Source organism: Massilia sp. UBA6681, from assembly GCF_002454935.1.
In the GTDB taxonomy this organism is placed as follows: domain Bacteria; phylum Pseudomonadota; class Gammaproteobacteria; order Burkholderiales; family Burkholderiaceae_D; genus Telluria; species Telluria varians.
This window is the reverse complement of sequence record NZ_DKJX01000098.1, coordinates 220,890-241,685: the sequence shown is the minus strand read 5'-3', so window position 1 is coordinate 241,685 and position 20,796 is coordinate 220,890. Positions and strand designations below refer to the sequence as shown.

At 62.3% G+C, this 20,796-nt stretch carries 18 protein-coding genes; 12 read left to right on the top strand and 6 right to left on the bottom strand.

Going from position 1 to position 20,796, the window contains the following annotated elements; genetic code table 11:
- The first annotated feature begins 265 nt into the window (after nucleotides 1-265).
- Nucleotides 266-658: an HIT family protein gene (locus tag B2R83_RS18985; RefSeq protein ID WP_292044169.1), complete on the top strand. Its 393-nt coding sequence runs from the start codon at nucleotides 266-268 to the stop codon at nucleotides 656-658.
- Complete coding sequence (locus B2R83_RS18980; protein WP_051997046.1) at nucleotides 659-1,738, top strand: HNH endonuclease; 1,080 nt, start codon at nucleotides 659-661, stop codon at nucleotides 1,736-1,738. It begins immediately after the preceding gene.
- Nucleotides 1,739-1,819: 81 nt separating this feature from the next.
- Here B2R83_RS18980 and glmS read toward each other — a convergent pair whose 3' ends face one another.
- Nucleotides 1,820-3,649, bottom strand: a complete 1,830-nt coding sequence (glmS, locus tag B2R83_RS18975) for a glutamine--fructose-6-phosphate transaminase (isomerizing) (protein ID WP_292044168.1) — start codon at nucleotides 3,647-3,649, stop codon at nucleotides 1,820-1,822.
- A gap of 162 nt (nucleotides 3,650-3,811) precedes the next feature.
- Between glmS and B2R83_RS18970 the strand changes: the two genes are divergently transcribed.
- A complete protein-coding gene (locus tag B2R83_RS18970; RefSeq protein WP_027864671.1) occupies nucleotides 3,812-4,282 on the top strand; it encodes an Lrp/AsnC family transcriptional regulator in 471 nt (156 codons plus the stop codon).
- A gap of 112 nt (nucleotides 4,283-4,394) precedes the next feature.
- Here B2R83_RS18970 and glmU read toward each other — a convergent pair whose 3' ends face one another.
- On the bottom strand, nucleotides 4,395-5,771 hold the full coding sequence (gene glmU / locus B2R83_RS18965; protein WP_292044167.1) for a bifunctional UDP-N-acetylglucosamine diphosphorylase/glucosamine-1-phosphate N-acetyltransferase GlmU: 1,377 nt from the start codon (nucleotides 5,769-5,771) through the stop codon (nucleotides 4,395-4,397).
- 26 nt (nucleotides 5,772-5,797) lie between these two features.
- Between glmU and B2R83_RS18960 the strand changes: the two genes are divergently transcribed.
- The 5 genes from B2R83_RS18960 (at nucleotide 5,798) to B2R83_RS18940 (ending at nucleotide 9,034) form a co-directional block, all read left to right on the top strand.
- A complete protein-coding gene (locus B2R83_RS18960; RefSeq protein ID WP_292044166.1) occupies nucleotides 5,798-6,691 on the top strand; it encodes a DUF6279 family lipoprotein in 894 nt (297 codons plus the stop codon).
- A gap of 30 nt (nucleotides 6,692-6,721) precedes the next feature.
- The gene (gene rsmD, locus B2R83_RS18955) at nucleotides 6,722-7,366 is read left to right on the top strand and encodes a 16S rRNA (guanine(966)-N(2))-methyltransferase RsmD (protein ID WP_292044165.1); all 645 of its coding nucleotides are present in this window, start codon (nucleotides 6,722-6,724) and stop codon (nucleotides 7,364-7,366) included.
- 223 nt (nucleotides 7,367-7,589) lie between these two features.
- Nucleotides 7,590-8,090, top strand: coding sequence for a pantetheine-phosphate adenylyltransferase (gene coaD / locus B2R83_RS18950; RefSeq protein ID WP_036216852.1), 501 nt, complete (start codon nucleotides 7,590-7,592; stop codon nucleotides 8,088-8,090).
- 36 nt (nucleotides 8,091-8,126) lie between these two features.
- Entirely contained in the window at nucleotides 8,127-8,387 is a 261-nt protein-coding gene (locus B2R83_RS18945) for a YfhL family 4Fe-4S dicluster ferredoxin (RefSeq protein ID WP_036216851.1), read from the top strand.
- Between the two features lie 95 nt (nucleotides 8,388-8,482).
- Nucleotides 8,483-9,034: a DUF1003 domain-containing protein gene (locus B2R83_RS18940; protein WP_051997045.1), complete on the top strand. Its 552-nt coding sequence runs from the start codon at nucleotides 8,483-8,485 to the stop codon at nucleotides 9,032-9,034.
- Nucleotides 9,035-9,534: 500 nt separating this feature from the next.
- Here the strand turns inward: B2R83_RS18940 and B2R83_RS18935 are convergent, their stop codons facing one another.
- Nucleotides 9,535-9,732, bottom strand: coding sequence for a hypothetical protein (locus B2R83_RS18935; protein ID WP_036216849.1), 198 nt, complete (start codon nucleotides 9,730-9,732; stop codon nucleotides 9,535-9,537).
- A gap of 141 nt (nucleotides 9,733-9,873) precedes the next feature.
- Here B2R83_RS18935 and B2R83_RS18930 point away from each other — a divergent pair, with 141 nt between their 5' ends.
- Nucleotides 9,874-10,830 carry a LysR family transcriptional regulator gene (locus tag B2R83_RS18930; RefSeq protein WP_027864665.1) on the top strand — a complete coding sequence of 319 codons (957 nt, stop codon included), beginning with the start codon at nucleotides 9,874-9,876 and terminating at the stop codon, nucleotides 10,828-10,830.
- 34 nt (nucleotides 10,831-10,864) lie between these two features.
- Here the strand turns inward: B2R83_RS18930 and B2R83_RS18925 are convergent, their stop codons facing one another.
- Nucleotides 10,865-11,320: an Lrp/AsnC ligand binding domain-containing protein gene (locus B2R83_RS18925; protein WP_005664065.1), complete on the bottom strand. Its 456-nt coding sequence runs from the start codon at nucleotides 11,318-11,320 to the stop codon at nucleotides 10,865-10,867.
- A gap of 215 nt (nucleotides 11,321-11,535) precedes the next feature.
- On the opposite strand from B2R83_RS18925, the gene putA reads away from it, so the two are divergent.
- Both putA and ald read left to right on the top strand, forming a co-directional pair.
- Nucleotides 11,536-15,180: a trifunctional transcriptional regulator/proline dehydrogenase/L-glutamate gamma-semialdehyde dehydrogenase gene (gene putA / locus B2R83_RS18920; protein WP_292044164.1), complete on the top strand. Its 3,645-nt coding sequence runs from the start codon at nucleotides 11,536-11,538 to the stop codon at nucleotides 15,178-15,180.
- Between the two features lie 91 nt (nucleotides 15,181-15,271).
- Nucleotides 15,272-16,387, top strand: coding sequence for an alanine dehydrogenase (gene ald, locus B2R83_RS18915; RefSeq protein WP_292044163.1), 1,116 nt, complete (start codon nucleotides 15,272-15,274; stop codon nucleotides 16,385-16,387).
- Here ald and B2R83_RS18910 read toward each other — a convergent pair.
- On the bottom strand, nucleotides 16,384-17,151 hold the full coding sequence (locus B2R83_RS18910; RefSeq protein ID WP_292044162.1) for a 5'-methylthioadenosine/adenosylhomocysteine nucleosidase: 768 nt from the start codon (nucleotides 17,149-17,151) through the stop codon (nucleotides 16,384-16,386). The two genes, ald and B2R83_RS18910, sit on opposite strands and share 4 nt — an antisense overlap.
- 28 nt (nucleotides 17,152-17,179) lie before the next feature.
- Nucleotides 17,180-17,626 carry an aminoglycoside 6'-N-acetyltransferase gene (gene aac(6') / locus B2R83_RS18905; protein WP_292044161.1) on the bottom strand — a complete coding sequence of 149 codons (447 nt, stop codon included), beginning with the start codon at nucleotides 17,624-17,626 and terminating at the stop codon, nucleotides 17,180-17,182.
- A 1,433-nt stretch (nucleotides 17,627-19,059) separates the two neighbouring features.
- Here aac(6') and B2R83_RS18900 point away from each other — a divergent pair.
- Entirely contained in the window at nucleotides 19,060-20,685 is a 1,626-nt protein-coding gene (locus B2R83_RS18900; RefSeq protein WP_292044160.1) for a GMC family oxidoreductase, read from the top strand.
- Nucleotides 20,686-20,796: the final 111 nt, after the last annotated feature.

Genomic DNA, 20,796 nt, shown 5'->3' with positions numbered 1-20,796 from the left:
CAATCTTTAGTGCAACTTTCTGCATGAGGGTCTGGCCGTTGTTTCGCTCTGCAGGCAGGATGGCGACAGGCAGATGAGGAGTAACGCATGGCATTCTTCGTCCGCTCACGCGTATCTTCGTGAAGCACGGTCGCAGGACTGGAAAAGCAGAACCATACACATTTTGTTACACTTTTGCTCATGGTTTGGCCGGCCGACGATTATCTTGCTAACGAGAAAAATTGCGGGGTAGTATAGGAACACCTCCCTATGCCCCTGCACATCCATGTCCACTTTGACGTCTTGCGTTTTCTGCTCACTCCCTCAAGAGCGAATCATCGACAGCAACGCATTGGCGATGACGATCCGGGACGCTTATCCCATCTCGCCCGGGCACACATTAATCATTCCAAAGCGCCACGTGGCATCGTTTTTCGAGATCACATCGGAAGAACGAAGCGCAATGCTGAGCCTCCTGGACAAGGCCGCATCGGGCTTGAAGGCCGAGCTCCATCCGGCGGGCTACAACATCGGCATCAACGATGGCGCTGCAGCCGGGCAGACGGTTCCCCATTTGCACATGCATCTCATCCCGCGCTTTGCTGCCGACGTAGCGGACCCGCGCGGCGGAGTCAGATGGGTCATTCCGGAAAAAGCCGATTACTGGAGCAATCCCTAAGTGCTGCCGCCGCCGTCACCGCATGAGCAGCTGGTTTTCCTCGACCATATCCAGCGCCTGTTCGAGGAAGGGGAATTCGTTGCTACCTACAAGTACGCCCTGCTGCATGCGATAACCGAACTGGCAATCGAATTCGGCACCGATAGCGGGGATACGCTCGATCTGTTTCACTCCCAGATCGCGGACAAGTTCCTGGAAGTGTATTGGCGACAAGTCGTTCCCTATCGGGCAAACGACGAGGGCGGCGTACTCATCCAGAACAAAGGCAGGCAGGCCGCCGTCATCGTCCTGTTGCAGGATATCCGTGGCCGTCATGGGACCTTGCCCATGGCGCGCGCTTCTCAAGAATGGCGGGTGGCAGTCAGGGAAACGGTCAGGCTATTGAAAGAGATGCCGCTCTGGCGGCTGCAGATCTTGCGGCGCCAGGAAAGCCGCTTTCTCTATATTCCGGGCGCTGGTCCCTTTATCAGGCTGTTGCCGGGCGTGATGTTCAACCTGCGGCGCTTTCATGGCCTGCTGCAACAGCTCATCCGTGCTGCCTGGACCAGCCATATTCGCAGCAACCCCAAGAACGCTGCCCTGCTTGGCGATCGCGACGACCTCGAAGAAGTCTTGTTCGGAACGGACCGGGCATCGCTGGCACTGGTGAAACCGATCCTCAAGGACCTGCAAGGCGATACCTGCTTCTATTGCCAGCGACGACTTGGCGAGATGGGCGAGGTCGACCATTTCATTGCCTGGTCCCGATACCCGCGCGACCTCGGCCATAATTTTGTGCTGGCACACAGAAGGTGCAACGGTGACAAGCGCGACCTCCTGGCCGCGATCGAGCACCTGGAGAGATGGCGAAACAGGAACGTCGTGCAGGGCGCCACCCTGAAAAGGGAGCTGGAGGGGCAATTCGTCTGCGATGAGCCGACGACACTGCGTGTTGCGCAATGGTCGTATGAGCACGGCTTTGCAGCGTCGTCGCAGTCATGGCAACGCACGGGACAGGTAGTGCCGCTGGATGAAGGATATCGGCGGATTCTTCAGGAACGCTTCCCAACTCCCCCGGATCCGGCGGCAACGGCGGCTTGAGCGACGCCGTTGCTGGTGCGAAGTGGCTCATCACGAGCCACCGTTCGCCGGCGATGATGCCGGAAAAATAAGCGGCCTTGCTTATTCCACCGTCACCGACTTCGCCAGGTTACGCGGCTTGTCCACATCGGTCCCACGTGCCAGTGCCGTGTGATAAGCCAGCAGCTGCAGCGCGGCCACGTGCAGGATCGGCGACAGGTCGCCGTAGTGCTCCGGCAGGCGGATCACGTGCAGGCCGTCGCCCGAGGTGATGCGCGAGTCGACGTCGGCGAACACGTACAGCTGGCCGCCGCGGGCGCGCACTTCCTGCATGTTCGACTTCAGCTTTTCCAGCAACGCATCGTTCGGTGCGATCGTGACCACCGGCATCTCTTCGGTCACCAGCGCCAGCGGGCCGTGCTTCAGCTCGCCCGCCGGGTAGGCTTCGGCGTGGATGTAGGAGATTTCCTTGAGCTTCAGTGCGCCTTCCAGGGCGATCGGATAGTGCATGCCGCGGCCCAGGAACAACGCGTTTTCCTTGCGCGCGAATTCTTCGGCCCAGGCCATGATCTGCGGCTCCAGCGCCAGCACCGAGCCCAGCGCGACCGGCAGGTGGCGCATCATCTTGAGGTGCTCGGCTTCTTCCGCGTCGCTCAGGCGGCCGTTCACTTGCGCCAGGGTCAGCGTCAGGAGGAACAGCGCGGCTAGCTGGGTGGTGAAGGCCTTGGTCGAGGCCACGCCCACTTCGACGCCGGCACGGGTGATGTAGGCCAGCTTGCACTCGCGCACCATGGCGCTGGTGGAGACGTTGCAGATGGTCAGGGTGTGCGGCATGCCGAGGCTGCGTGCGTGCTTCAGCGCGGCCAGGGTGTCGGCCGTCTCGCCGCTCTGCGAGATGGTCACGACCAGGGTCTGCGGGTGCGGGACGCTGTCGCGGTAGCGGTATTCGCTGGCGATCTCGACGTTGACTGGGACCTTGGCGATGCATTCGATCCAGTACTTCGCGGTCAGGCCGGCGTAGTAGCTGGTGCCGCAGGCCAGGATCAGCACGCGGTCGATTTCCTTGAACACGCCATAGGCGCCGTCGCCGAACAGTTCCGGCATGATGCCGGTGACGCCCTCGAGGGTGTCGCCGATGACGCGCGGCTGTTCGAAGATTTCCTTCTGCATGTAGTGGCGGTACGGGCCCAGCTCGGCTGCGCCGGTGTGGGCGTGCACGGTTTTCACTTCGCGCTCGACCGGACGGCCTTCGCTATCGACGATCCAGTAGCGCGCCAGCTGCAGGTCGACCACGTCGCCTTCTTCGAGGTAGATGATCTGGTTGGTGGTGCCGGCCAGCGCCATCGCGTCCGAAGCCACGAAGTTCTCGTTCTCGCCCACGCCGACGATCAGCGGCGAGCCCTGGCGCGCGGCGACCACGCGGTGCGGTTCTTCGCGCGAGAACACGGCGATGGCATAGGCGCCGTGCAGGCGCTTGACGGCCTGCTGGACGGTGTCGAACAGGTCGCCGTTGTACATGTGGTCGACCAGGTGGGCGATGACTTCGGTGTCGGTCTGGCTGGTGAACTCGTAGCCCAGGCCCTTCAGTTCGCTGCGCAGCTCGTCGTGGTTTTCGATGATGCCGTTGTGGACAAGTGCGATGCGCGCATTGTCTTCGCTCGGCGAGAAGTGCGGGTGCGCATTGTGCGAGGCCGGCGCGCCGTGGGTGGCCCAGCGGGTGTGGGCGATGCCGGTAAAGCCGTCCAGATGGGCTTCGCGCACCTGGTCTTCGAGCTCGGCCACGCGCGAGGTGCTGCGCGCACGGGTGAGTTTGCCATCCAGGTGCACGGCCACGCCGCAGGAATCGTAGCCCCGGTATTCGAGACGCTTCAGGCCCTCGAGCAGGACTGGGGTGATATTACGCTTGGCGACAGCGCCGACGATACCGCACATGGTTGGACCTCATCTGAAAGATTTGCAATGAAACGAATCGTAGAGCAACACTGTTGAAATAAGCTTTCAGAATTCCGCATGATTTGATAGATTATTTCATGACCCTTTAATGGCGAAATATTCTTTCATTTCACACAGATTTCTTCATTTTTATTTCATTCGATGTCAGATCAACCACTTCTTGATGAGCTAGATCGTCGCATTCTGAATACACTGCAGGCTGATGCATCGCATACGAATGCGGAGTTGGCGGAACTCGTACACGTCTCACCGCCGACTTGTTTGCGCCGGGTGAAACAGCTGACCGATAGCGGCGTCATCGAACGCCAGGTGGCGATCGTGGATCCGGCCAAGGTCGGCGCCCGCCTGAGCGCCATCGTCGAGATCACCCTCGACGTGCAGGCCGCCGAGCGCATGGACGAGTTCGAGGCCCTGGTGGCGCAGGACGCCGCGGTCCTGCAGTGCTACCGGGTCAGCCCCGGGCCGGATTTCGTGCTGATCGTACAGGTTGCGGACATGCCGGCCTATCACGCGCTGGCGCACCGCCTGTTCACGGCGCACGCCAATGTGCGCAACGTGAAAGCCTACTTTTCCACACACCGCTCCAAGTTCGACACCCGGATCGCGGTGTAAGGCTTGTGGATAAGTTTGTGGATTGACACCGGGAGAACCACAGGATAAGCATGTGATTAGCCTGTGTTTTTCCTGTACCTTTCCTGTGATTAGCCTGTCGATACCCGGTGGATTACTTCTTCGTTTTCACCGGACGCGACCAGCCTTCGATCGTCATCTGCTTCGGCCGCGAGATGGTCAGCTTGCCCGCCGGCGCATCCTTGGTCAGCGTCGTGCCCGCTCCCAGGGTTGCGCCTTTGCCCACCGTGACCGGCGCCACCAGCTGGCTGTCGCTGCCGATGAAGGCGTCATCCTCGATCACGGTGCGGAACTTGTTGGCGCCGTCGTAGTTGCAGGTAATGGTGCCGGCGCCGATGTTGACGCGCGAACCGACCGTGGCATCGCCCACGTAGGCCAGATGGTTGGCCTTGCTGTGCGCGGCGACCTGGCTGTTCTTGATCTCGACAAAGTTACCCACATGGACGTCTTCGCCCAGTTCGGTGCCCGGGCGCAGGCGCGCGTAGGGACCGATCTGCGACTTGTCGCCAACCACCGCATCCTCGATGTGGCAGAAGGGCTTGATCTGGGCGTCGGCGCCGATCTTCGCATTCACCAGCACGCAATGCGGGCCGACGGTGACGCCGTCCGCCAGTTCCACGCGGCCTTCGAACACGCAGCCGACGTCGATCACGACATCGCGGCCGCAGACCAGTTCACCGCGCACGTCGATGCGGGCCGGATCCATCAGGGTCACACCCTTTTCCAGCAGTGCATTGGCGATGTTCAGCTGATGGCGGCGCTCGAGCTCGGCCAGTTGCACCTTGCTGTTGACGCCAGCCACTTCCCATTCGGCGGAAGGCTGGGCCGACACCACTGGCACGCCATCGGCGACAGCCTGGGCCACGATATCGGTCAGGTAATACTCGCCCTGGGCATTGTTGTTCGACAGCGCCGCCAGCCAGCGCTTGAGGTGGACGGTCGGGATGCACATGATGCCGCTGTTGATTTCGCGGATCGCACGCTCGGCTTCGCTGGCGTCCTTTTCTTCGACGATGCGCACGATGCTGCCGTTCTCGCGTACGATGCGGCCCAGGCCGAAGGGATTGGCCTGCTCGACCGTCAGGATGGCGAGCTTGTCCTTACCGGCGGCCTCGACCAGACGGCCGAGCGACGCGCTGGTCGTCAGCGGCACGTCGCCGTACAGCACCAGGGTCGGCACGCTCTCGTCCAGCTCGGGCACGGCCTGCATCACCGCATGACCGGTGCCGAGCTGCGGCGCTTGCTGTGCGGTATCGATTCGGGTGCCGGTCTGCTCGGCCAGCTTGCCCACCATCTCGGGCACCGCTGCGCCTCCATGCCCGTAAATGACGCATAATTTACTCGGCGATAAGCTGCTGGCCGTATCGATGACGTGCCGCAACAGCGGTTTCCCCGCCAGTGGATGCAAGACTTTCGGCAGCGCGGATTGCATGCGCTTTCCCATGCCGGCGGCGAGGATTACAACGTTCATAAAGCCGTCCTCAAATAATTGATAATATGAAAAATTTTATCACGCCGGATACCTTGTTCCGGCGCACCATGACCATATACCTGATCGCACTGTTCGCCTTCGTTACTGGCTGCAGCTCGGTGCGTTTCACCTATAACCAGGGCGATACCTTACTGTATTGGTGGCTGGATTCCTATGCCGATCTGGAAGGACAGCAGGCCGACACTGCCAAGCGCGACATCGACAAGCTGTTCCAATGGCACCGCCAGACCCAGCTGCGCGACTATGCGGCGCTGCTCGGCACGATGCAGAAGGAACTTGCCGGCAACCCGACCCAGGCCGACCTGATCGGCATCTACAAGGAAATCCGTGTCCGCGGCGAACGGCTGGCGGCCCGCGCCGTGCCGGAAATGACCACGCTCGCACTGTCCATCAAACCGGAGCAGATCGCCGATATCGAGCGCAAATTCATTTCAAAAAACGCAGAATATCGCAAGAAATTTATTGAGGGCAGCACCGAAAAACGCCAGCGTGCGCGCTTCAAGAAAGCCATGAGCCAGCTCGAACTGTGGTTCGGCGGTTTCAGCAGCGAACAGGAATCCATCCTGCGCAAGGCGTCCGACGCCCGCCCGCTCGACAGCGACATCTGGCTGGAAGAACGCGTCTGGCGCCAGCGCCGCATCCTCTCCCTGCTGCGCAAGTTTCAGCAAGAAAAGCCGAATCGGGAGCAGGCCGCAGCCCAGATCACGGCGATGCAGCGCGAGTTCTTCAACCGCACCGAGTCGCCCGAGCGCAAGGTCTTCTACGACAATTATCTCGACCAGACCACGAAGTTCATGCTCACCGCGATCCGGATCGCCACGCCGGCGCAGAAGAAGCACGCGCACGAGCGCATGCAGGGCTGGATCAATGACTTCCAAGCATTGGCGAATGGCAAATAAAGGAAGGGCTCTAATGCTATAGTGCCGCCCATGCAAAAGAAGTCCTCCAAACCCTCCAAACCAGCCCATGGGGCTCCCCGCCTGGCGCCGCGCCAGGTGCGCATCATCGGCGGCGCGTGGAAGCGCGCCCTGCTGCCGGTGCTCGATGCCGAAGGCTTGCGCCCGACCCCGGACCGGGTGCGCGAAACCGTCTTCAACTGGATCAACCACCAGCTCGGCGGCGACTGGGACAGCGCCAGCTTCCTCGACCTGTTTGCCGGCTCCGGCGCCCTCGGCTTCGAAGCGGCCAGCCGCGGCGCCGCCTCGGTCACGATGGTCGACAGCCATGGCGCGGCAACGCGCCAGCTGGAAGCCAACCGCGACAAGCTGAAGGCCGCCAACGTCAACGTGCTGCGCGCCGACGCGCTGGCGCTGGTGAAAGACCTGGCCGCACGTGGCCAGCGCTTCGACGTGATCTTCCTCGATCCGCCTTACCAGCTGGGCCTGCTTACCCAGATCCTGCCGCTGTGCCCGGGCATCCTGAACGAAGGCGGCCTGGTCTATGCGGAGACGGGCGAAGCCTTGCCGCTGGACGCCGAGCTGCCCGAATGGCTGGCCGGCTGGGATGCGATTCGCGCAGACAAGGCCGGCATGGTCTATTACTACCTGCTGAAATTGAACCAGGTCGATACCTGACGCACCCTGCGGCAACAAAACCTGCACAAAGATTGGGCAAAAGCCGCCCCAGGCTGGGGCGGCTGCCGGATTTTCAGGCATAATGCGCGTTCTAACAACGAGGGTGTGAAAAACCGGCACGGCAAGGCGCCGAGTCGAAGACAGTACGCTAGTACGGCGAGACGAGGCAACGCCGCCGTGGCGGAATGTTCATACCCTCAGGATGATTCTCCAGGGAGCCGCAATGGTTGTAGCCGTATATCCAGGTACTTTCGATCCGCTCACGCGTGGGCACGAAGACTTAGTGCGCCGTGCATCGGGTTTGTTCGACCGCCTGGTTGTGGGTGTAGCCGACAGCAAGAACAAGAAACCCTTCTTCTCGCTCGACGAGCGCCTGGAAATCGCCAATGAAGTGCTCGGCCATTATCCGAACGTGCAGGTCGAAAGCTTCTCCGGCCTGCTCAAGGATTTCGTGCGCCAGCACGATGCGCGCGTGATCGTGCGCGGCCTGCGCGCGGTGTCCGACTTCGAATACGAGTTCCAGATGGCGGGCATGAACCGTTACCTGCTTCCCGATGTCGAAACCTTGTTTTTGACCCCTTCCGACCAATATCAGTTTATCTCGGGCACCATCGTGCGCGAGATCGCCATGTTGGGCGGCGACGTATCGAAATTCGTCTTCCCATCGGTGGACCGCTGGCTGCAGAAGAAGATTGCATCCATCAAGGCGGCGCCGGCGGCCTGACCCAGCAATAACCCGCAGCAAGGAACGAGCAAGACCATGGCACTGATGATTACCGACGATTGCATCAACTGCGACGTCTGCGAACCCGAATGCCCCAACGACGCCATCTCGATGGGCGCCGAGTTCTACCAGATCGACCCGCACAAGTGCACCGAGTGCGTCGGCCATTTCGAACAGCCGACCTGCGCGGAGCTGTGCCCGGTCGCCTGCATTCCCCTCAATCCCGAGTGGCGTGAAACGCGTGAGCAATTGCACGCGAAATATGAACGCCTGACTGCCGCCAAGGCAGAGGCCTGATCCCCGAGCCGGCTGTTCTGCCGGCTTTTTTATTCCTGTAAGTCCCCGGTAACGTGCGCACGCAAGGCGCGCGCCGCCGGTGCTATGCTCGTTTGATGGAGACGCCAGACCACAGCAAGGACGCCCTCCCTTCCGCCTTCCAGGAACACCTGGGCACGGTGGCGGAATTCTATGCGCGGCATAACCAGGACCTGTCTCCGGCACAACGGGCTGTGGAGCGAATCAGCTTCTTCCTCGGCAGCCCGGGCTATGTGGTCGGCAACCTGGTGTTCGTCGTGCTCTGGATCGCCTGGAACCTGGCGGCGCCCGAGCTGGGCTTCGACCAGTGGGACGAGCCGCCATTCTTCTGGCTGCAGGGGCTCATCGCCCTGAATGCCTTCGTGATTTCCACCACCGTGCTGATTCGCCAGAATCGCATGTCCACCCTCGCCAGCCAGCATTCCCACCTCGACCTGCAGGTCAACCTGCTGGCGGAAGAAAAGAACAGCAAGATCATCCGCATGCTGGAAGAACTGCGGCGCGACCTGCCCAACGTCCGCAACAAGTCCGATCCCGAGGCCGAAGAACTGTCCAGACCGACCGATACCGAAGCCGTCCTGTCCATCATCGAAGAGTCCTCCGAGCAGCTCAACTGCGAGCGGAAATAATTTACTGCGCAGGGCTCGTAAAACGCCCTGGGGCGGGGACAGGGGTACTTTCGCACGTGTTATTACCAATACTCATCCATTTCATGTAATAGAAATTGAATTGTGTGGAACCTCGTACTTCACTCATCAATATGCTGACTTTATGCAGCCAATCTCTGCCAAGTGGCTCTTTTGTGGCCGTGTCGATGCAAGGCTTCGCTTGATGCCGAGCTTGAGGATATCTTGCTTCTTCTCTCGATATTGCGAAGTCAACTTCTTCTATCTTGCGCCCATTATTCAATCCTGCAAAAATCTTCTTTCTTTCCATTGTTGACTCTTCGTGAACTTTGTTAAATCAAAACTGCGAGAAAACCTCGGTGACGAAGAGTCACCAGGCGCGCTACGCCGGATGGTCGGCAACGATGCGGGAATGGCCCGGAAAGCGGGAGAGGCGGGGAGAACGGACGAAAAAAAACGCGGCGTCCGGATCGGAGGCCGCGTTCAAACGGAGGAAAACTGGATCAGTGGCGCTTGGCCAGATGGGCTTTCGGCGGGCGCGGGCGCACGGTCAACACGGCGGCGCGGCCGATACCGACGAGCAGCGGACGGAAAAACATGGCAACGCCACCCAGCAGCGCAAGGCCGCTGGCGGCGCGGAGGACCTGGCCGACGGGAACGGCGGCAACGGCGGTCTGGATGAGGGTCAACGAGGCGGACATGATGTGTAAATTGTTCAGTTGCGCACAATATAGTGCGATGCAACATATAAATCTAATTCTGTTCACTGATGACGCTTATGCATTCTGTGAATACTTGAGGTACACTGGGAACACCTTCCGTATTGCCATCAACCAGTTCCCATGAGCTTTCTGACGCTTGACCTGAACCTGCTGCGCGTCTTCGACGCAGTGATGACCGAGCAAAACCTCACCCGCGCCGCCGGGCACCTCGCCATGACCCAGCCGGCGGTCTCGAACGCGATCAAGCGGCTGCGCGAAAGCCTCGGGGACGAACTCCTGATCCGTACCGCCTACGGCGTCAAGCCGACGCCGCGTGCGGAAGCGCTGTGGCCGGCGGTACGCCAGGCCCTGGCCGCGCTGGAAGCGGCCGTGATGCCGGAAACCTTCGACGTGTCGAAGGCCCAGGCGACCTTCCGGATGGCGATGGCCGACGCGACCGCCGCCCTGTGGCTGCCCTCGCTGATGCGTTCGATCGAGCGCGAAGCGCCGGGCGTGAACATCCGCATGGTGCCGCTGACCACGCGCGAACCGCGGCCGATGCTGCTGCGCGGCGACATCGACCTGGCGGTGGGCTTCTTCCCGGGCGTGGCGGCCCAGCTGTCGTACGAGACGGGTTCGCCGATCCGCCATGAGCGCCTGTATTCGGGCGTCTACGTGTGCGTGATGCGCAAGGACCACCCGCTGGCCAAGGAAAAGCTGGACCTCGACACCTATTGCAAGGCCAACCACCTGTTGGTGAGTTTCTCAGGGCGGGCGCACGGCCTGGTCGACGAAGCGCTGGCCCAGATCGGCCGCGAGCGCCGCATCCTGCTGACGGTGAACCAGTTCTTCACGGCGGGGCGGGTAGTGGCGAACTCGGACCTGATCACGGTGCTGCCGAAGCACCTGATGGTCTCGACCGGCATGACCGATGCGCTGGTCTGGCGCGAACTGCCCTTCCAGCTGCCGGCCGTGCACCTGGACATGCTCTGGCACGAGCGCGACGGCCGCAGCCCGGCGCACCGCTGGCTGCGCAAGAACCTGGAAAGTATGGCGGAGAGCGCGGCGCCCAAGACCGGCGCGCGCAAGGTCGTGTAAGCGGCGTTGGCCGGCGGTGCCGGCCAACGCATGTTCAGCGAATCGGCAGCTTGGTCGTGTTCTTGACCTCTTCCATCACCGCATAGGTGTGCGTCTCGCGCACACCCTTCTGCAGCAAGGTCTTGCCGAGGAATTCCCGGTAGGCCGCCATGTCCTTGACGCGCGCCTTGACCAGGTAGTCGAAGCCGCCCGCCACCATGTGGCATTCCAGCACTTCCGGAATCATCTGGACGCTCTGTTTGAATGCATCGAACACCTCGGGAGTGGTACGATCAAGCACCACTTCGATGAACACCAGCAGCGACACATCCAGCAGTTGCGGGTTGAGCTGGGCGGTGTAGCCCATGATGTAGCCGGACTCGTGCAGCTTGCGCACACGCTCCAGGCAGGCGGCAGGAGACAGGTTGACACGCGCCGCCAGCTCGACGTTGCTGATTCGCCCGTCGTTCTGGAGTTCCGCCAGAATTTTCTTACTGATCTTGTCGAGCATGGTCGGTCTCCTGCCATGTAAATATTATTCGGTCAGATTGTCGCACCAAAAACTATCTTTTGCTAGTCTGTCGTAAAAACAGAATTAATCCAGAAGATTTCCTTCTACAATCGAATCATTCCAAAGTATTGCGCAGTACGCCGGCCGCCATTCTCGCGGTGCGGCGTTTTTTGCTGCGCCGAGCCTACGTTTGATTCCTTTTTAGAAGACTCACCATGCACATTGACGCCGCCCTGGCCTCCGCTTTCGTTCCCTTCGATGCACTCCAACGCGAGGTCAAGCAGGACCAGACCCCGCTGCGCGACGCCATCACCGCCGCCTACCGCCGCGATGAAACCGAGGCGGTGCAGTGGCTGCTGGCCCAGGGGGCAAGCGCCAATGCCGACGCCTACATGCTGGCGCACCGCCTGGTCTCGAGCGTGCGCGAGAAGCGCACCCGTTCCTCGGGCGTGGATGCGCTGATGCACGAGTTCTCGCTGTCGTCGGAAGAAGGCGTGGCGCTGATGTGCCTGGCCGAGGCACTGCTGCGCATCCCGGACAGCGAAACCGCCGACCGCCTCATCGCCGACAAGATCAGCCGCGGCGACTGGAAGAAGCACCTGGGCGAATCGCCTTCGCTGTTCGTGAACGCGGCCACCTGGGGGCTGCTCATCACCGGCAAGCTGGTCACGACCAATAGCGAGAAGAACCTGGGATCGGCGCTTACCCGCCTGATCGCCAAGGGCGGCGAACCCCTGATCCGCAAGGGCGTCGACATGGCCATGCGCATGCTGGGCAACCAGTTCGTCACCGGCCAGACCATCGAGGAAGCCCTCAAGAATAGCCGCGAGAACGAAACGCGCGGCTACCGCTATTCCTACGACATGCTGGGCGAAGCCGCACTCACCGAAGCGGACGCCAGGAACTACTACGCCTCCTACGAGAGCGCGATCCACGCGATCGGCAAGGCCTCGAACGGCCGCGGCATCAAGGACGGCCCGGGCATCTCGATCAAGCTGTCGGCCCTGCACCCACGCTACAGCCGCGCGCAGTATGCGCGCGTGATGGGCGAGCTGCTGCCGCGCGTGCGCAGCCTGGTCCTGCTGGCCAAGGGGTACAACATCGGCATCAACATCGACGCCGAAGAAGCCGACCGCCTCGAGATCTCGCTCGACATGCTGGAGTCGCTCGCTTTCGACCCTGAACTGGCCGGCTTCGAGGGCATCGGCCTGGTGGTGCAGGCCTACCAGAAGCGCTGCCCCTTCGTGATCGACTTCGTGGTCGACCTGGCCAAGAGGAGCAGCCGCAAGTTCATGGTGCGCCTGGTGAAGGGCGCCTATTGGGACGCCGAGATCAAGCGCGCCCAGGTCGACGGCATGCCGGGCTATCCGGTCTACACCCGCAAGGTGTACACCGACGTCTCGTATCTCACCTGCGCGCGCAAGCTGCTGGCGGCGAGCGACATCATCTACCCGCAGTTCGCCACCCACAATGCGCATTCGCTGTCGGTGATCTACACCTGGGCCAAGGCCGACGGTGTCAAGAACTACGAATTCCAGTGCCTGCACGGCATGGGCGAGACCCTGTACGACCAGGTCGTCGGCTCGGACAAGCTGGACAAGGCCTGCCGCATCTATGCGCCGGTCGGCTCGCACGAAACCCTGCTGGCCTATCTCGTGCGCCGCCTGCTGGAAAACGGCGCCAACTCGTCTTTCGTGAACCAGATCGTGGACGAGAAGGTGGCCATCGACACCCTGCTGGCCGATCCTTTCGAGCAGGCGCGCGCCGCCGGCGGCAAGCCGCACCCGGCCATCGCCCTGCCGCTGCAGCTGTTCGGCGCCGAGCGCAAGAACTCGAGCGGCCTGGACCTGGTCAACGAACACATCTTGAGCACGACCGCAGAAGGCCTGGCCAAGCAGCGCCAGCACAACGCGATGCCGCTGATCGCCGGCCCGGTGGAAGCGAGTGACACCGCCAAGGTCGTCAACCCGGCCATGTCGAGCGACGTCGTCGGCCAGGTGCAGGAAGCCACGCGCGCCGATGTCGACACCGCGCTGGCCGCGGCTGCCGCCTTTGCCGGCGAATGGGAAGCGACAGGTGTCGAGACCCGTGCCGCGATCCTCGAGCGTACTGCCGACCTGTTCGAACAGAACGGCACCGAACTGATGGCGCTGGCCGTGCGCGAAGCTGGTAAATCGCTGCCGAACGCGATCGCCGAACTGCGCGAAGCGGTCGACTTCCTGCGCTATTACGCGGTCGAGATCCGCGCATCGAAAGCGGAAGGTGCGCTTGGTCCCATGACGTGTATCTCGCCATGGAACTTCCCGCTGGCGATCTTCACCGGCCAGGTGGCCGCCGCGCTGGCGGCCGGCAACGTGGTGCTGGCCAAGCCAGCCGAGCAGACCCCGCTGATCGCGCACCGCGCGGTCGAGCTGTTCCTGGAAGCCGGCTGCCCGCGCGCCGCGCTGCAGCTGCTGCCGGGCCGCGGCGAAGTGGTCGGCGCCGCCCTGACCTCGGACTCGCGTGTGAAAGGCGTGATCTTCACCGGCTCCACCGAAGTGGCGCAGCTGATCAACCGTACCCTCGCCAAGCGCGCCGAACAGGAAGGCATCGACATCCCGCTGGTGGCCGAAACCGGCGGCCAGAACGCGCTGATCGTGGATTCCTCGGCGCTGCCGGAGCAGGTGGTGCAGGACGTGCTGTCCTCGGCCTTCGACTCGGCCGGCCAGCGCTGCTCGGCGCTGCGCGTGCTGTTCCTGCAGGAAGACATCGCCGACAAGACCGTCACCATGCTCAAGGGCGCGATGCTGGAACTGCGCGTCGGCTCGCCGGACCGCCTGGCCACCGACATCGGCCCGGTGATCGACAGCGAAGCCCAGCGCAACCTGCTGGCCCACATCGAACGCATGCGCGCCACCGCGCGCAGCCATTTCGCGCTCGAGCTGCCGGAGAGCGTGAACAATGCCGGCACTTTCGTGCCCCCGACCGTGCTGGAAATCGGCTCGATGGCAGAACTCAAACATGAAGTCTTCGGCCCGGTGCTGCACATCGTGCGCTACCGCCGTGCCGACCTGCCGAAGGTGGTCGACACCATCAACGCCACCGGCTACGGCCTGACCCTGGGCGTGCATTCGCGCATCGACGAGACCATCGACTTCATCGTCTCGCGCGCCCATGTCGGCAACATCTACGTGAACCGCAACATCGTCGGCGCGGTCGTGGGCGTGCAGCCCTTCGGCGGCGAGGGCAAATCGGGCACCGGCCCGAAGGCCGGCGGTCCGCTCTACCTGAAGCGCCTGCAGCGCCGGGCGGCGCCGCTCATGGAACACAGCCGTGTCTTCGATGCGGGCCTGGATGCCTTGCTCGGCTGGCTGCGCAACAACGGCCATGCGGATGTCGCAACGCTGGCGCAAGGCTATGGCCGCACTTCCTTGAGTGGCGTCGAGATCGCCCTGCCGGGTCCGACCGGCGAACGCAATACCCTGGCCTTCACGCCGCGCGGCACCGTGCTGTGCGCGCCGAAGACGGCTGCCGGCCTGCTCAACCAGCTGGCGGCAAGCCTCGCCAACGGCAACCGCGCGCTGGTGCTGGCCGCGCCGGATTTGATCCCGGCCAACCTGCCGGCCCTGGTCAAGGAGCGCGTGCGCTTCATCGGAGACGATGAAATCGACGCCAGCGAGTTCCAGATCGCGCTGCTGGAAGCCGGCCTGGCCGGTTCGCTGCGCAGCAAGCTGGCGGCGCGGCCCGGGGCCATCGTCGGCATTGTCGACACGGGCGCCAGCGAGCCGGTCGCCCTGTGGCGGCTGGTGGCGGAAAGGGCGGTGTGCGTCAACACCACCGCGGCTGGCGGCAACGCAAGCCTGATGACGCTGGGAGTGTAATCATCAAGGGAGCGCAAGCTCCCTTTTTTTTGCAGAAAAGGAGTAGCGTAGTAGCCGTAGCTTCACATTCTTATAAATCTTGGAGGCAGACATGCTTGTTGGCGTACCTAAGGAGATCAAGAATCACGAATACCGTGTCGGGATGACCCCACCCTCGGTGCGCGAACTGACGTCACGCGGCATCGACGTCATCGTGCAGCAGGGCGCCGGCGAGCAGATCGGGCTCCTGGACGAGCAGTACATGGCGGCCGGCGCCAGCATGGTGGCCAGCGCCGGCGAAGTCTTCGCGCGTGCCGACATGATCGTCAAGGTCAAGGAGCCGCAGCCTGCCGAATGCGCGATGCTGCGCGAAGGGCAGGTGCTCTACACCTACCTGCACCTGGCGCCGGATCCCGAACAGACCGCCGCCCTGGTGAAATCGGGCGCGGTCTGCATCGCCTATGAAACCATCACCGGCCCGGGCGGCGGCCTGCCGCTGCTGGCGCCGATGAGCGAAGTGGCCGGCCGCATGGCGATCCAGGCCGGCGCCGCGCACCTGGAAAAATCCAAAGGCGGCATGGGCCTGCTGCTGGGTGGCGTGCCGGGTGTGGCGGCGGGCCACGTGGTGATCATCGGCGCCGGCGTGGTCGGCACCAATGCGCTGCAGATGGCGGTCGGCACCGGCGCGCGCGTGACGGTGCTCGACAAGAACGTCGACCGCCTGCGCCAGCTGGACCTGGTCTACGGCAACCGCATTTCCACGCTCTATTCCAACGCGCATGCGATCGAGGAAGCGGTGCTGGATGCCGACCTGGTGATCGGCGGCGTGCTGGTGCCGGGCGCCGCGGCGCCCAAGCTGGTCACCCGCGACATGATCGCGCGCATGAAGAAGGGCGCGGTGGTGGTGGACGTGGCGATCGACCAGGGCGGCTGCTTCGAGACCTCGCATCCGACCACCCATGCCGACCCGACCTTTGTCGTCGACGGCGTGATCCACTACTGCGTGGCGAACATGCCGGGCGCGGTGGCGCGCACCTCCACCTTCGCGCTCAACAACGCAACCATCGGCCACGCCGTGGCGCTGGCCACCAAGGGCTGGCGCCAGGCCTTGTCGAACGACGTCCACCTGCGCAACGGCCTGAATGTCTGCCAGGGCAAGGTCACCTACGAAGCCGTGGCCCGGGACCTGCACTACGACTACGTGCCGGCCGAATCGCTGCTGGGCTAGAGCGGCCTGCTCGCCAGGTCCCGGCACACCCGCCGGGTGATGTGGAAAGCGTACTGCGCGGCCACCGATTTCACGAATCGCATGAAATCGGTGGCCGCGTTTTCATTGGCGTTGTCGGATACGGTGCGGATCACGGCGCAGGGCACGCCCAGCTCGTAGCACACCTGCGCCACCGCGGCGCCTTCCATTTCGACCGCCACCAGGCCGGGAAGGGCCTCGTTGAGCGCATTCAGGCGCAGGCGCTCGCGCATGAACTGGTCGCCGCTCGCCACCAGGCCGCGGTGCACGCGCGGCTGCGCCAGGCGGAATTCGCGCCGCTCGCCCTCGCTGATCGCGCTGTTCAGATCCTGCTCGAGGAAGTCATGGGCGGCGCGCGACAGGCGCAGCGACAGCTGCAGGTCCGGCTGGAAGTGCGTCAGGCCGGTGAGCGGCACCTCGAAACGGGGAAACAGCGGGCTCGCATCCATGTCGTGCTGGACCAGGGCTTCCGCGACCACGATATCGCCGACTTGCACCGTTTTATCCCCGGCGCCGGCCACGCCGGTAAAGAGGATGTGGGTAACTCCGAACTTTTCCACAAGGGTTGTGGCTGTCATCGCAGCGGCAACCTTGCCAATTCGCGACAGGACGCACACAGCGTCGATTTCCCACAGCGTCCCTGCCCAGTACTCACGCATGCCATGGATGAGCTTGGCGGGCCCTTGCATGGCTTCTACGAGGCCCTTCTGTTCTTCGTACAGCGCGCTGATGATCCCCAGTCGCATGTTTTTCCTTGTTCTTATTGCGTTTTTGTTATGAAAGCAGCTTGCGGAAGTAGACCACCCGCTCGGTTTCCTCGAATCCAAGCGCACGGTGCATGGCATGGCTGCTCGTATTGTCGAGCAGGGCATCCGAGGCCATCTCGGTGCAGCCCTGTTGCTTGACCCATCGCTGCGCGGTGTTCACCAGCATGGCAGCGATTCCCTGCTGGCGGAAGCCTGGGGCGACGTACAAGCCTTCCAGGAAGCCGACAGGAGACGAGTCGGTGCCGTTGACGTAATCGCTGCGCAGCGCCACTTCGACCAGTCCCTGGGGCTCTCCAAGGCTTGAATACGCGACGAACTGTGCATAACGGTCGGGTTGTACACACAGCTCCTGCATTTCCTGCAGGTGTACAGCGCGATCCGCAGGCCATAAGGCCATGCGCAGCTGCAGCCAGCCGGCTTGTTCAGGGCTTGTACACGGTTTGATCGAGCTCATGAGGCTGCCAATTCTTACGCTTGAGTGTCCATTTTGCTTGTCTTACGAGCGTGAGGCCAGTGAAAACCTAGTTTTACCGGCTTTTCTGGGCGCGCAGCACTTCACGGTATTAGTTAACTAAAGTTTGTATACAAACTGGTAGTAGATAGTAAACGCGGCCTCTTCTGTTGATAACTCAGGTTTACTCCACAGCATCAATGACTTGCGGACGCGTTTACCGGCTGAACAAAGGCTGTGTGGAGTTTGAACGAAACGTGGACAGTTTTTGGGCGAAGCAGGAATTGCAGCGTTCTGCACATCCGATCCTGTGGATATACATCGACTTTTCCACAGTCGCGTCCTCAACATCGCTTCGAGAAGCAGTTTGGCAGGCGATTTGTAGGCAAGCGGTGGTGCAGGACTGATCCTGGCTGACGGTGTTGGCCAGTTATTGGCAAACCGTGCTGGTGGTCAACAGGTTTCCAGGCTCGACGCTGTCGCGGCTGGATTCGCGCTGCTGGTTTTGTTGTTGTAGTAAACAAGTTTGTATACAAACTGGTAGTAATAGTAAACGCGCAATCCATTGTGGATAACAAGGGTTTTCTCCACAGCGTCAATGGTTTACGGTCGCGTTAACCTGCTGAACAAGGCTTGTGTTTGAACTGGAGGAAACTTGGACAGAATTTTGGTTGACTGGGTTAAGTGGCTGTTCTGCACATTCGATCCTGTGGATATCCCAGCTGTTTTCCACAGATGAGTTCGAAAAGTCGGGATTTTGCAGGCCAGAGGGGCGAACCGGGTTGGTCTAGCGCGCGTTCAGGCTGCCGAGTTGCCAGTGCACGTGAACCTGTCAGCAAAATTGGCAGGTGGCATCCGGGATGTGGTCGCGCGCTGAACCAGGTTCGCAGCTGAAGCTTGCGACCAGACTTTGCATCCAGGGCTTCAGTTGGCGCGAGCCTATGTCCGTCGCTGTGTTTCGGGCTTGTCGGCAGACTGCGACGCAGGCTAAAAAAAATTTCGAAAAAATTTCTACAGGTTTACAACCAAAGTTTGTATACAACGGTAGTAGTAGTGGTTAACGGTGGCCCCAGCTTGTGGACAACACGGTTAACGCCCGGAAAATCATTGGTTTAGCGAGCGCATAAGGCAGTGCATCAATGGCGCGCGAAGGCTGCCTGAAAACTGGACAAGTTTTTGACCACCCCCTAAACCCTCCGGTTCTGCACAAATCAGGCCTGTGGATATCAAGAGGCTTATCCACAGAGGGGCCCTAGACTTCCGTTTACGATCTGGTAAGCTTGCCTCAACGAATGACGAACGGAGGCCTTGGTGGATCTCGACGCGCTGTCTCGTAAGCCCTTGCCACGTGAGCCGAAGTGCGGCGGTTCGCGTTCGCTCCGCCACGACGATTGTGGCAAGCGCGGCAATGGCGGCGGCGTGCGGGAACGCTAGCCTTGGAATCGGCCGGCGAGTACGACTACATCATCGTCGGCGGCGGCACGTCCGGCTGTGTGCTGGCCAACCGGCTGAGCAGTAACCCGAAGATCGAGGTCCTGCTGGTGGAGGCGGGTGGCCGTGACGATTACATGTGGATCCACATCCCGGTCGGCTACCTGCATTGCATCGGCAATCCGCGCACGGACTGGCTGCTGCGCACCGAGGCCGATCCCGGCCTGCACGGAAGGGCGCTGATCTACCCGCGGGGCAAGGTGCTGGGCGGCAGTTCGTCGATCAACGGCATGATCTACATGCGCGGCCAGCCGGCGGATTACGCGCGCTGGGCCGACGTGACCGGCGACGATTCCTGGCGCTGGAAGAGCGTGCTGCCGCTGTTCAAGCGCAGCGAAGACCACTACCTGGGGGCGAGCGAACTGCATGGCGCCGGCGGCGAATGGCGTGTCGAAAAGCAGCGGCTGTCGTGGCAGATCCTCGATGCGTTTCGTGAAGCGGCGCTTGAAACCGGCATTCCGAAGATCGATGATCTGAACGCCGGCCGCGGCGAAGGTTCGGCCTATTTCGAGGTCAACCAGCGGCGCGGCATCCGCCTGAATACCGCGAAGGCCTTCCTGAAACCGGCGGCGAAACGGCCCAACCTGACCATCATGACCGGCTGCCACGTCGAGCGCCTGCTGTTCGAAGATACGGCGCAGGGCAAGGTCTGCACCGGCGTCCAGTTCACCGGCGCTGGCCAAGCCTACACGGCGACGGCACGCCGCGAGACCCTGCTGGCGGCGGGCGCGGTGGGTTCGCCGCAGATCCTGCAGCTGTCTGGCATCGGGGCAGCGGAGGAACTCCAGCGCCACGGCATTGCGCCGGTGACGGACCTGCCCGGCGTCGGCGCCAACCTGCAGGACCACCTGCAGCTGCGCATGATCTTCAAGGTCCAGGGCGTGAGCACCCTGAACACGCGCGCCACCAACTGGTTCGGCAAGACGCTCATTGGACTGGAGTATGCGTTCTTCCAGAGTGGGCCGATGTCGATGGCGCCTTCGCAACTGGGCGCTTTCGCCAGGTCGTCGCCGGACCTGGCGGCGCCGAATCTGCAGTACCACGTCCAGCCCCTGTCGCTGGACAAGTTCGGCGATCCGCTGCACCGCTTCCCGGCATTTACCGCCAGCGTGTGCAACTTGCAGCCCACTTCACGCGGGCATGTACGCATCGCTTCCGGCGACAGCTACGCGCCGCCCAGGATCACGCCGAACTACCTGAGTACCGAGGCCGACCGCACAACCGCCGCCGCGGCGCTGGCGCTGACGCGCCGCATCGTGGCTGCGCCGGCCCTGGCGAAATACCGCCCCGAAGAGTTCATGCCCGGCCCGCAATACCGGAGCGAGGAGGAACTGGCGCACGCGGCAGGGCTGGTCGGCACCACGATTTTCCATCCGGTCGGCACCTGCCGCATGGGCAAGGAGAACGATCCGCTGGCCGTGGTCGACAGCCGCCTGCGGGTGTGCGGCGTCGGGAAACTGCGCGTCGTCGACGCCTCGATCATGCCTTTCATCACCTCCGGGAACACCAATTCTCCGACCATCATGATTGCGGAAAAAGCCGCACAAGACATCCTCGGCGAACTCGCCTGAAGCGGGCTCGTGCAAAAGCGCACAAGCAGCTTGCGCTGATATGGCGCATTCGCAGCACGCACGCCAGCCCAGCCGTATTGTGAGTGCCCGGGCTTGTATGTATCATCGGGC